General features: G+C 72.3%; 12 protein-coding genes. 4 read left to right on the forward strand and 8 right to left on the reverse strand.

What is annotated here, in order from left to right; genetic code table 11:
* Positions 1–10 precede the first annotated feature (10 nt).
* Positions 11–556: a flavin reductase family protein gene (locus GRC12_RS06525; protein WP_208778114.1), complete on the forward strand. Its 546-nt coding sequence runs from the start codon at positions 11–13 to the stop codon at positions 554–556.
* A gap of 106 nt (positions 557–662) precedes the next feature.
* On the opposite strand, the gene GRC12_RS06530 is transcribed toward GRC12_RS06525, so the two are convergent.
* The 5 genes from GRC12_RS06530 to GRC12_RS06550 form a co-directional block, all read right to left on the reverse strand.
* Positions 663–2,408: an LCP family protein gene (locus GRC12_RS06530; RefSeq protein WP_244372125.1), complete on the reverse strand. Its 1,746-nt coding sequence runs from the start codon at positions 2,406–2,408 to the stop codon at positions 663–665.
* 175 nt (positions 2,409–2,583) lie between these two features.
* Positions 2,584–3,159, reverse strand: coding sequence for a TerD family protein (locus GRC12_RS06535; protein WP_208778115.1), 576 nt, complete (start codon positions 3,157–3,159; stop codon positions 2,584–2,586).
* A gap of 32 nt (positions 3,160–3,191) precedes the next feature.
* Entirely contained in the window at positions 3,192–3,446 is a 255-nt protein-coding gene (gene tatA, locus GRC12_RS06540; protein ID WP_208778116.1) for a Sec-independent protein translocase subunit TatA, read from the reverse strand.
* 40 nt (positions 3,447–3,486) lie between these two features.
* Positions 3,487–6,066 (reverse strand): magnesium-translocating P-type ATPase, encoded by a 2,580-nt coding sequence (gene mgtA / locus GRC12_RS06545; RefSeq protein WP_208778127.1) that lies wholly within the window; start codon positions 6,064–6,066, stop codon positions 3,487–3,489.
* 193 nt (positions 6,067–6,259) lie between these two features.
* Positions 6,260–6,631 (reverse strand): ArsR/SmtB family transcription factor, encoded by a 372-nt coding sequence (locus GRC12_RS06550; RefSeq protein WP_208778117.1) that lies wholly within the window; start codon positions 6,629–6,631, stop codon positions 6,260–6,262.
* A 117-nt stretch (positions 6,632–6,748) separates the two neighbouring features.
* Here GRC12_RS06550 and GRC12_RS06555 point away from each other — a divergent pair, with 117 nt between their 5' ends.
* A complete protein-coding gene (locus GRC12_RS06555; RefSeq protein WP_208778118.1) occupies positions 6,749–7,138 on the forward strand; it encodes a BlaI/MecI/CopY family transcriptional regulator in 390 nt (129 codons plus the stop codon).
* 40 nt (positions 7,139–7,178) lie between these two features.
* Here GRC12_RS06555 and GRC12_RS06560 read toward each other — a convergent pair whose 3' ends face one another.
* The gene (locus GRC12_RS06560) at positions 7,179–7,442 is read right to left on the reverse strand and encodes a hypothetical protein (protein ID WP_208778119.1); all 264 of its coding nucleotides are present in this window, start codon (positions 7,440–7,442) and stop codon (positions 7,179–7,181) included.
* Between the two features lie 138 nt (positions 7,443–7,580).
* On the opposite strand from GRC12_RS06560, the gene GRC12_RS06565 reads away from it, so the two are divergent.
* Both GRC12_RS06565 and GRC12_RS06570 read left to right on the forward strand, forming a co-directional pair.
* Positions 7,581–8,543 carry a D-2-hydroxyacid dehydrogenase family protein gene (locus tag GRC12_RS06565; RefSeq protein ID WP_208778120.1) on the forward strand — a complete coding sequence of 321 codons (963 nt, stop codon included), beginning with the start codon at positions 7,581–7,583 and terminating at the stop codon, positions 8,541–8,543.
* Between the two features lie 141 nt (positions 8,544–8,684).
* Positions 8,685–8,969, forward strand: a complete 285-nt coding sequence (locus tag GRC12_RS06570) for a chaplin (RefSeq protein ID WP_208778121.1) — start codon at positions 8,685–8,687, stop codon at positions 8,967–8,969.
* Positions 8,970–9,066: 97 nt separating this feature from the next.
* On the opposite strand, the gene GRC12_RS06575 is transcribed toward GRC12_RS06570, so the two are convergent.
* Both GRC12_RS06575 and GRC12_RS06580 read right to left on the reverse strand, forming a co-directional pair.
* Positions 9,067–9,933, reverse strand: coding sequence for a tyrosinase family protein (locus GRC12_RS06575; protein WP_208778122.1), 867 nt, complete (start codon positions 9,931–9,933; stop codon positions 9,067–9,069).
* Entirely contained in the window at positions 9,917–10,417 is a 501-nt protein-coding gene (locus GRC12_RS06580; RefSeq protein WP_208778123.1) for a tyrosinase cofactor, read from the reverse strand. The genes GRC12_RS06575 and GRC12_RS06580 overlap by 17 nt, the downstream gene beginning before the upstream one ends.
* Between the last annotated feature and the right edge of the window lie 306 nt (positions 10,418–10,723).

Below are 10,723 nucleotides of genomic sequence, written 5' to 3' on the forward strand. Positions count from 1 at the left end.
CGATTTCCTCATGAGTGATCGGAGAGCCATGGCAACTCACCCGGATGCCTCGACCTTCGACTCGGCGCACTTCCGCCGGGTACTGGGACATTTCCCGACCGGGGTGGTGGCCGTCTCGGCGATGGACGGGGAAGAACCGATCGGTATGACCGTCGGTTCCTTCGCCTCGGTGTCGCTGGACCCACCGATGGTCGGCTTCTTCCCGAGCCTGTCCTCCACCAGTTGGCCACGCATCGAACGAGCCGGGGCCTTCGTGGCCAACGTGCTCGCGGAGCATCAGGCGCATCTGTCGGCGGTGTTCGCGACCAGCGGGGGCGACAAGTTCCGTGAGTTCGACTGGCACCGGGGGGTCACGGGCGCACCGGTCCTGGACGGCGTCGCCGCGTGGATCGAGTGCGAGGTGGCGGACGTCGTCCCGGCCGGCGACCACCTGTTCGTCCTGGGCCGCGTACTCGACCTGGCGGTCGCCGGCGATCACCGCCCACTGGTCTTCTTCCGGGGTGACTACGCCCGCCTGGCGGGCCGCCTCCGGGAGGAGACCCGGCGGAGCGCCTGACCGGGCCGGGCTGATGTGCGTTCCCGACAGCGGCACCGCCCCGAAGCATCCCGACGCCGATGTCCCGGGCAGACAGCCACCCGGCACCCCCTACGGCGTCGAATCCTTACGGCGCCGAATCCTTCCGCCCGCTCGCCGCCGCGTACGCCTGGCTCGGGGTCATCGGTACCCCGTTGATCTCCACCGTCTTGTAGGGGCTGACCTTGGCGCAGCCCTTCGCGCCGTCGGCCGTCTGGGCGTGGGCGTCGGCGACGGCCGCGTGGGTGTCGGCGGGGGCCGCCGACGAACCGCCCGAGCCCGAGGAGCCGTACGTCGTGCCGCTCGGCCAGTCGCTGCCGATGACCAGGACGACCCCGCTCGTGCTGCCCTGGGTGAGGTGTGAGGCGGGCAGGCCGATCGCGGAGGCGACGGTCTGGGCCTCGGCCTTCTGCCCGGGGCCGTAGGTGACGGTCGTCCTCGCGGACTGCTCCGGCGCGTTGCCCGAGGTGGTACCGGAGCCGAAGCCCTTGGCGACAAGGCCGTTTGCGACCGCGGACGCGCGTCCGCCGGTCGTGGTGCCGTTTTCCACCCGGACCGTGACCTCGGAGGCGGGCACGGTGGCCGCGGCCGAGGCGGACGGGGACGCGGAGGACTTCTTCTTGCCGCCGCCGGCGGAGGACAGCGACTGGTCGTTGGCGATGGTGGCGAACAGCTGCTTCGCCGCCGCGGCCGGCACCACGCGGTTGGCGTTGGTCGGGTCGGCCGCGGTCTGCATCGTGGTGAACGTCATCCGCTTCGACGGCACCTTGTTGAGATCCGTCGCCAGATCGATCAGCTTGGTCACGCTGCCCAGGCCGTCGTCCACGGTGAGCGCCTTGGTCGCCGCGTCCGCCAGGGAGTAGACCTTCGCCGGGTTTCCCAGCGTGCCCGCGCTCTTGAACTTGCGGATCATCGCGGACAGGAAGAGATGCTGGGAGACGGTACGGCCCAGGTCGCTGCCGTCGCCGAAGCCGTGCCGGGAGCGGACGAACTCCAGGGCCGCGTCGCCCTTGAGGGTGTGGGTGCCCTTGGCGAGCTTGAGGTGGGAGTAGGTGTCGTAGACGTTGTCGCTGACGCACACCGAGACGCCGCCCACCGCGTCGGACATCTTCACCACACCCGCGAAGTCGAGCATCACGAAGTGGTCGATGGTGATGCCGGTGAGCTGGTGGACGGTGGCGACCTGGCAGGCCGGGCCGTACTGCAGGGCGCTGTTGATCTGGCCGTAGTAGCCGGGCGTGGACTGGTTGCTGTCCGGGTCCTTGCAGGCGGGGACCTGGGTCATCGTGTCGCGCGGCACACTCATCACGGTGGCGTTGGAGCGGTCGGCGGAGACGTGCACCACCATCTCCACGTCCGCGTTGTGGCCGACGGTGGAGCCGGCCGAGCCGCAGCCGCCGCCGAGTTTGCAGTCGGCCGCGTTGTTCCGGCCGTCCGAGCCGATGACCAGGATGTTGATCGGGGTGCGGCCGAAGGCGTCCGCCTTCTCCGAGCCGCCCTTGCCGTCGAGCGAGACGCTGTTGATGTTGCCGTTGAGGTGCTCGTACAGCCAGGCGCCGGCGCCCGCGGTGACCAGGATCAGCGCCGAGACCGTGAGCAGGGCTATGCGTGCGACGCGTTTGCGCCGGGCCACCGGCTTGGCGCGCCGCCCCGCTCCGCGCCCGCGGGACCGGGCCGCCTGGCGGGCGGCCGCCCGGCCGCCGTACGGCGGCTGCGGAGGTCCGCCGTCCGTCCCGCCCCGCCGCCCGGATGTCTCTCCACGTTGGCGGGGAACGCCGGCCGAGCGGTCACGGGTGGCCGATCGGCCGCGGGTTTCGCCCCAGGGGTCGCTCAACTCCCACTCCCTACGCTGCGGCGTACGTCAGGGCGGAGCCCTGGGCTCGGATGATTGCGCAATATAGCAACTGTTGCTGAGATGGCAGGTGGTCTACGCCACACCCGTTGCTCACCTGGTCGTCGGGGGACCCGCGCCGCCCGTGGGTCCCCCGCCGGATCCGGTGCCGCCCGCGTCAGACGTTGACGCCGAAGTCGGAGGCGATACCGCGCAGTCCGGAGGCGTAGCCCTGTCCGACCGCGCGGAACTTCCACTCGCCGCCGTGCCGGTACAGCTCCCCGAAGAGCATCGCCGTCTCCGAGGAGGCGTCCTCGGAGAGGTCGTAGCGCGCGATCTCCTGGCCGTTGGCCTGGTTGACCACCCGGATGAAGGCGTTGCGGACCTGGCCGAAGCTCTGGCCGCGCACGTCCGCCTCGTGGATGGAGACCGGGAAGACGATCCGGTCGATCTCCGCGGGTACCGCCGCGAGGTTGACCTTGATGCTCTCGTCGTCGCCCTCGCCCTCACCGGTGAGGTTGTCGCCGGTGTGCTCGACCGAACCGTCCGGGCTGGTCAGGTTGTTGTAGAAGACGAAGTGCTGGTCGGAGGCGACCTTCCCGGAGGCGTTCAGCAGCAGCGCCGACGCGTCCAGGTCGTAGTCCGCGCCGGTCGTGGTGCGCACGTCCCATCCCAGACCGACCAGGACCGCGCTCAGCCCCGGCGCCTCCTTGCTCAGCGAAACGTTCCCGCCCTTGCCCAGGGAAACTCCCACGGCTCTTCCTCCCCGCTCCCAGCCTCAAGTCGTCACTTGTCACCAACGCCGGGACCCGGCACGGCGGTTCCCGGTGTCACCACCGGCTCGGCGGCCGCGGTCGGCACGGCGGAGGCAGCGGCCTGCGGGGCGCTCTCCTCCTTCATGGCCTTGGCCTCGCTCTTGAGGATGCGCATCGACTTGCCCAGTCCGCGGGCGGCCTCGGGCAGCTTCTTCGACCCGAACAGCAGAATGATCATGATCGCCACGATCAGCAGGTGCCAGGGCTCGAGCCCGTTCCGGAGCATCCCACCCACCCCATTCTCTTCAATCTCTTCGCCATGGTTGCTACGTTGCGCAACTGTACAACCATGGCAGCTTCCTGACAGCCACCAGCCCGGCGGTGTAGAGCGCGAGGACGGCGGCCAGGAGCAGGTAATAAAGGGGTGGCAGCGGGGTCAGTCCGAGCAGCGAGCCCAGTGGGGTCACCGGCAACAGGAGTCCTACGGCGGCCAGCGCGCCGGCCGCCCATCCGACCGGCCCCGGCAACCGCCCCGCCGTGTCGCGCCCGGCGCGCAGCAGCACCATCACCAGGGCCTGGGTGATGAGGTTCTCGGTGAACCAGCCGGAGTGGAACACCGCCGAGTCGTCCAGGCCGCCCGGCCCGTGCAGGGTGAGCGTGAGCACGCCGAAGGTGGCGAGGTCGGCGACCGCGTTGAGGACGCCGAAGCCGGTGATGAACCGCAGCAGGTCGCGTGGGCGCAGCAGGATCGGGCGGCGCAGCACCGAGGGGTGCGGCCGGTCGTGCGCGAAGGCCAGCTGGGCGGCGTCGAAGAACAGGTTCTGCGCCAGCACCTGGGCCGGCAGCATCGGCAGGAAGGGCAGCAGCAGACCGGCCGCGAGCATCGCGATGACGTTGCCCAGGTTGGAGGAGAGCGTGATGCGCAGATACGTGGCGATGTTGCCGCCGGAGTAGCGGCCGGCGGCGATGCTGTGCCCGATCGCGGTGAGGTCCTTCTCGGCGAGGACCACCTCCGCGCTCTCCCGGGCGACGGCCACCGCGTCGCGCGGGGCGATGCCGACGTCGGCGGCGCGCAGGGCGGGCAGGTCGTTGACGCCGTCGCCGAGGTAGCCAACGGTGTGTCCGCCCGCGCGCAGGGCGGCGGCGACGCGGGCCTTGTGCTCGGGGGCGCAGCGGGCGAAGACGACGGTGCGCTCGGCGGCCTCGGTGAGTTCGGGGTCGGTGAGGCGGTCGACCTGGTCGGCGGTGAGGACGCCGTCGGCCGGCACCGGGACGCCCAGGTCGCGGCAGGCGCGTACGGCGGTGCCGGGGTGGTCGCCGGTGAGGATCCTGACGGTGACGCCCTGCTCGGCGAGGCCCCGCAGGGCGGCGGCCGCGGTGGGCGCGAGGGCGTCCTTGAGCGTGACGAAGCCCCGGAACTCCAGGCCGCGTTCGTCGGCGGGGGTGTACTCGCGGGCCCGGGCGGGGCGTTCGGCGGTGGCGACCGCGAGCACCCGCAGCCCGTCGTCCGCCTGCCGTGCGGCACGCGCGAGCAGTCGCGCCCGCTCCTCGTCCGCCAGCGCGCAGCGCGCGAGGACGGTCTCGACGGCGCCCTTGACCACGAGGGTGTGCGTGCCGAGCCGGCCGGGAGTGCGCACGACGGCGGTCGCGAGGCGCCGTACGGGATCGAAGGGCAGGGCCGCCACCCCGTCGTACGCCATGACCGCGTCCTCGTCGGCCGTGTCCAGGACGGCGTCGTCGAGGGCGTCCGGGGCGGGCAGGTCGGCGAGTTGCAGGGTCCACCAGGCGTTCACCGCCGCCCAGCGCAGCACCTCGGGGTCGTCGTGGCCGTCCGGGCCGAGGGTGCCCTCGAGGACGGGGCGGTCCTGCGTGAGGGTGCCGGTCTTGTCGAGGCACAGCACGTCGACGGCGCCGAGGTCGTGCAGCGCGGGCAGCCGCTTGACGATCACCCCGTGGGCGCGGGCCAGCAACGCGGCGCCGCGCGCCAGGCACATGGTGACGATGACCGGCAGCATCTCCGGCGTCAGCCCCACCGCCACGGCGACGGCGAAGGGCAGGGTCTCCAGGCCGCGGTCGCGCAGGGCGGCGTTGGCCATGAGGACCAGCGGCGGGGTCAGCAGCATGAACCGGATGAGGATCCAGGAGATGCCGTGCACCGACCGGTCGAAGGCGCTGGCCTCCCGGCCTCCGTCCGTGTGCCCGTGGGCCGCGGCGAACCTGGTCCGCGCGCCGGTCGCCACGACCACCGCCGTCGCGCTGCCGCCGGCGACGCTGCTGCCCTGGAAGCAGAGCTCGGGCCGGTCGAAGACACCGCCCTCGCCCGCGGCCGGGTCGCCGGCGTCCTTGGCGACCGGCGCCGACTCCCCGGTGAGCGCGGCCTGGTGGACGGTCAGCCCCTGCGCCCGCAGCAGCCGTACGTCGGCCGGTACGAGGTCGCCGGGGCCGAGCCGGATCACGTCCCCCGGCACCAGTTCCTCCACCGGGATCTCCCGGTCGTCCGGCGGCAGGTCCTCCTCGGGGCGGCGCAGGACGGTGGCGGTGCTGGCCACCAGTCCGCGCAGCCCGGCCATCGAGCGGTCGGCCCGGTGCTCCCCGGAGGCCCGCAGCACACAGCTCACCGCGACCAGCAGCAGAATCACACAGGCGGTGCCCCACGACGCGACGACCGCGGACACCAGCCCGAGGCAGAGCAGGACGACGGTGAAGGGGTCCCGTGTGCTGCGCAGCACCGTCGCCGCCCAGGAGGCCTCCCGGTACACGGGCAAGGTGTTCGCCCCGAACCGCCCCTGCCGTTCCTCGGCCTGCGCCTCGGTCAGCCCTCGCGGGCCGCTCTCGAGACGCCGGAGGGTCTGCAGAACGGTGACGGCACCGCCGCCGTCGTCGTCCGGGGCACGCCGCCTTCGCACGACCTCGCGGTACGGATCTCCCGCCTCGGTGTCGTCACCCGGGCCGCACTCCGCCCAGGACCCGACCGGCGCGCGCTCGACGTCCGGTCCGGCCGACCTGCTCTCGACGTCCGGTCCGGCCGGCGTGCCCTCCGCACCCGGTCCGGCTCCCGGAGATCCCGCCCCCGGATCCGGTTCCGGGGCCGCCGTGCTCTCAGCCACCGGCCCCGCGCAGCCTGCGTACGGGGCCTCGACTCCCGAAGTCGCCCTCGGCACGCGCGGACAGCTGACCCACCATCACCCGCACCACGGTCACCACGTCGGGATCGTCGACGAAGTAGATCTGCCGCCGCCCCTCCCGCCGGGAGCGCACGAGCCCGGCGAGCTTCAGCTTGGCCAGGTGCTGGCTGACGGCGGGCAGCGCGCCGCCGACCCGGTCCGCGAGGTGGGTGACGTCGCTCTCGCCCTGTGCCAGCGCCCACACGATGTGCAGCCGGGCCGAGGACGCGAGCAGCCCGAAGGCGGCGGCCGCCTCCGCCAGTACCTCGGCGGAGGGATCCTCGAAGCCACCGATGTCCGCTGCCACAGCCCTCTCCCGTCCCACCCAAGCCGACAAGCCGTCCCAGTCTAGGGGCCGCGCTCACCTCTACAGGAGAGTAGAAGGCACGGGCCCCGGGCCCCCTCCCCTCTATACGATGCGACCATGGCGAAACCGGAGCAGCGCCGCCCGCGCCGGGCGCAGGGCGAGTTGGAGACGCAGGTGCTCGCCGTGTTGCGGACGGCCGACGCCCCGGTGACCGCGGCCTGGGTGCGGGAGCGCCTGGGCGACGACCTCGCCTACACGACGGTGATGACCGTGCTGAGCCGGCTGCTGGACAAGCAGGCCGTGAGCCGTCGCCGGGAGGGCCGCTCCTTCGTCTGGGAGGCGGCCGGGGACGAGGCGGGGCTCGCCGCGCTGAGGATGCGCAAGGTGCTGGACCGCGAGCGGGACCGCCGCGCGGTACTGGCCCGCTTCGTCACCGCGCTGCCCGCCGACGACGAGCAGGTGCTGCGCGCCCTGCTGGACCGGGCGGCCGACGAACGGACGGGCTGATCTCCCGCAGGGGGTCCGGCATCCACCGGTCGCCATGCCGTCAGCCGGAACCGCTCTCGACGGACTTCTCCTGCTGCCGGGGGAGCTCCCGGTCGCCCACCAACAGGCACCAGGCGACATCGCCGACCGCCGCTCCGACCGCCGCGGCCCCGGCGATCAGTCCGGCGGTGATCAGTCCCCCGCCGACGTACGGACGTCCGTCGAAGAAGGACAGGGCGACCCCGAGGGTCAGCAGCACGACCGCGAGGGCGGCCGGGACACCGGGCACGAGCAGCGCCCGTACGGACAGGAACCGACCCGCCATGTCTCTCCCCGGTTGGATGGTTCGATGGATGGGCTGTACGGGCTGGCGAGTGTAACGGTTCTCGGTTTGCGCAACCTTAAAACTGACCTGTACTCGACAAAGCGACCCGTATCCGGCATACCGACGAAAGGATTCCCCGTGCGCCTGCGCTGCGCCGTGCTCGACGACTTCCAGCAGGTGGCGACCGAGATCGCCGACTGGTCGTCCGTGGCCGACCGGGTGGAGACCGTCTCCTTCTCCGAGCACTTCGCCTCCGAGGACGAACTGGTTTCCGCGCTCGCCGAGTTCGACATCGTCGTCACCCTGCGCGAACGCGTTCCCTTCCCCGCCTCTCTGCTCACCCGCCTGCCGCGCTTGAAACTTCTCGTCGCCTCCGGCATGCGCAACAGCGTCATCGACTACGCCGCCGCCGAGGCGCGGGGCGTCACCGTGTGCGGCACGGCGAGCTCCTCGACCCCGCCCGTCGAACTGACCTGGGCCCTGCTGCTGGGCCTGGCCCGCGGGATCGTCGCGGAGAACAACGCCCTGCGCTCCGGCGGCCCCTGGCAGCAGACGGTCGGCGCCGACCTGCACGGCCACCGGCTCGGCCTGCTGGGCCTCGGGAAGATCGGCAGCCGGGTCGCGCAGGTGGGCCTCGCCTTCGGGATGCACGTCAGCGCCTGGAGCCAGCACCTCACCAAGGAACACGCCGACGAGGTGGGCGTCGAACTCGCCCCGTCCAAGGAGGAGTTGCTCGCCGACAGCGACTTCGTCTCCGTCCACCTGGCCCTGAGCGACCGCACCCGCGGACTGCTCGGCCCCGCCGAACTCGCCCTGCTGAAGCCCACCGCCTATCTGGTGAACACCTCCCGCGCCGCCATCGTCGACCAGGACGCCCTGCTGGCCGCCCTGCGCGAGGGCCGTATCGCCGGCGCGGGCGTGGACGTGTTCGACGTCGAACCCCTGCCCGCCGACCACCCCCTGCGCACCGCGCCCCGGCTGCTGGCCACGCCCCACCTCGGCTATGTGTCGCGGGCGAACTACGAGACGTACTACGGGCAGGCCGTCGAGGACATCCGGGCCTTCCTGGACGGGGAGCCGGTGCGGCGGCTGGGCCGATGAGGGGAGCGACGGCGTGCGAGCGGGTGTTCAAAAAGGGTGATGCACCGATGAACGCCGTGACTCTGCGCGAGGCTCGGCGTTGAAGGGGGAGTGCGACGGCGAGTGGTGCCGGCGCACTCGCCTATTCAGAAGGAGAACGTGATGTCTCGCATCGCGAAGGTGGCCGCCGTCGCGCTCGGCACCGGTGCCGTCGTCGTCAGCGGCGCCGGCCTGGCCATGGCCGACGCCGGTGCCCAGGGCGCGGCCGTGGGCTCGCCGGGCGTGCTGTCGGGCAACGTCGTCCAGGTCCCGGTCCACATCCCGGTCAACGTGTGCGGGAACACCGTCAACGTGATCGGCCTGCTGAACCCGGCCTTCGGCAACAGCTGCGCCAACGTCAGCGACCACGGCCACGACAAGAGCGGCGGCTACGGGTACGGCAACTGACGTCCCTGCGCACCCACGGAAGAGCCCCGGCACCTCGAGCGCCGGGGCTCTTCCCGTGCCCCGGGCCGCTTGTCCGGGGCCGCTGTCCGAGGCCGGCTCAGACGTACCGGTAGATGCGGCTGACGTCCTCCATCTGGTCCGGTGTCACGTCCCAGGGCGGCATCTTCTCGTGCCGGGCGACGATCCGCCCGTGCTGCTCGTCGCCCACGCCGGGTGGCTTGGCCGGCAGGTAGCGGGCGCCCTTGTGCCGGGCCTGCCAGCGGGTCCACTGCAGATCGACGAAGGCGTGGTGGAGCCAGAACACCGGGTCGTTGACGGAGGCGCCGCCGAGCATCGCGCCGCCGACCCAGCGGTGCACCCGGTTGTGATTGCGCCAGGCGACACTCCCCCGGCCGGTCCCCCACCCCTCCAGCTTGTTGCGGAAGCCCCTGGTGACGGTGGAGTCCCAGGGCGAGACGTCGTAGACCCGCTCGGCGAGCGCCGACTCAAGTTCGCCGCGCGTCGGCAGTGCGATCGGGTCACGGGCCCGCCCGAGGTCCCGGGTCAGGAACTTCCCGTCGGTGACGCCCTCCTTGATGGTCCAGTGGCCGGCCGCGTACGCGAACGGCCCGGTCGTCACCCGGTGGTCCGTGATGCGCCCGTTGCCGCCGAGCAGATCCGCGGTCCAGGGCGCCGAAGCCGCGGTGCGGTCGCGGGTCCAGTCCCAGTACGGCACGCTCACCGAGGAGTCGACCCTGCGCAGCGCCTTCTCCAGCTCCAGCAGGAAGCGGCGGTGCCAGGGCAGGAAGGAGGGCGTCATATGGGCGGCGCGCAGCCCGTCCTCCCCGTCGGAGGTGTAGTACTCGATGTGCAGCCGCACGAACTCGTCGTACTGCCCCCGCCGTTTGACCTCCAGCATCGCGTTCACGAACCGCCGCTTCTCGGCGCTCGTCAGCCTGCTGACGTCCTTACGCGTATACGCCATGGTCTCCCCCCATGTGCAGATGTCCCCCCATGTCCGTCTGTTCGCCGCTCACCGGCCCCGGTGCCATGTCCCGCAGGTGCTCCCCGGGTCCCATCTCGTCGACGGCCGCGCGGGCGGCCGCCAGGGGGGTCGGGTACGAGCGGTAGTGGTCGACCATGCTCAGCCAGGTGCCGTCGGCCCGGCGCATCAGATGCAGCGGGCGTCCGTCGACGGTGACCTGCCAGTGCTCGCCGACGGCGCCGTGCGCCGCCATCGCGGTGGTGGCGGTCTTGAAGCCCTGGATGCGCCGGCCGTGATACGTCTCGTCGAAGGCCTCCTCGCCGGGCCTGGGCTCCACGCTCGCGGGCCGCGAGGCGGCGACGACGGGCGCGAGGGCCAGCGCCATCGCGGGCGCCAGCAGCCCCCGCAGCATCTCCCGCCGCGTCCCGGCTCTCGTCGGCTCCCCCTCCGCGCCCACCGCCACCCCGCCTGCACTCACAACCATGACTCGCTCCTCGTCCGATCCGGTTCGCTCGGTTCTCCGAAGCGCTAACCGACCGCCACCCCGTGCGGTCACCGTCGAGGGGCCAACAGATGGACACGGGATGCGGAGGCCACCGGTCCCGGCGCGGGAACGCGAGCGGGCCCGGAGCTGTCGTGGTGGTCCGGGCCCGGTGGGTGCGGCGTTCGGCTACAGGCCGGGGCCGAGGCCCAGGTTCGCGCCGGGGACCGTCTGCAGGACCGGGGTCAGCACGCCCGCCTCGGGCAGCTTCAGGTCGGGCAGGCCGGCGTTGTGCGGGTTGGGCGGGGT

It is taken from the genome of Streptomyces griseorubiginosus (assembly GCF_017614965.1).
GTDB classification, from domain to species: domain Bacteria; phylum Actinomycetota; class Actinomycetes; order Streptomycetales; family Streptomycetaceae; genus Streptomyces; species Streptomyces griseorubiginosus_B.

Coding starts and splice junctions, on each gene's coding strand:
- GRC12_RS06580 (WP_208778123.1), bottom strand. CDS start 10,417: ATGGTTGTGAGTGCAGGCGGGGTGGCGGTGGGCGCGGAGGGGGAGCCG.
- GRC12_RS06570 (WP_208778121.1), top strand. CDS start 8,685: ATGTCTCGCATCGCGAAGGTGGCCGCCGTCGCGCTCGGCACCGGTGCC.
- GRC12_RS06555 (WP_208778118.1), top strand. CDS start 6,749: ATGGCGAAACCGGAGCAGCGCCGCCCGCGCCGGGCGCAGGGCGAGTTG.
- tatA (WP_208778116.1), bottom strand. CDS start 3,446: ATGCTCCGGAACGGGCTCGAGCCCTGGCACCTGCTGATCGTGGCGATC.
- GRC12_RS06525 (WP_208778114.1), top strand. CDS start 11: ATGAGTGATCGGAGAGCCATGGCAACTCACCCGGATGCCTCGACCTTC.
- GRC12_RS06560 (WP_208778119.1), bottom strand. CDS start 7,442: ATGGCGGGTCGGTTCCTGTCCGTACGGGCGCTGCTCGTGCCCGGTGTC.
- GRC12_RS06575 (WP_208778122.1), bottom strand. CDS start 9,933: ATGGCGTATACGCGTAAGGACGTCAGCAGGCTGACGAGCGCCGAGAAG.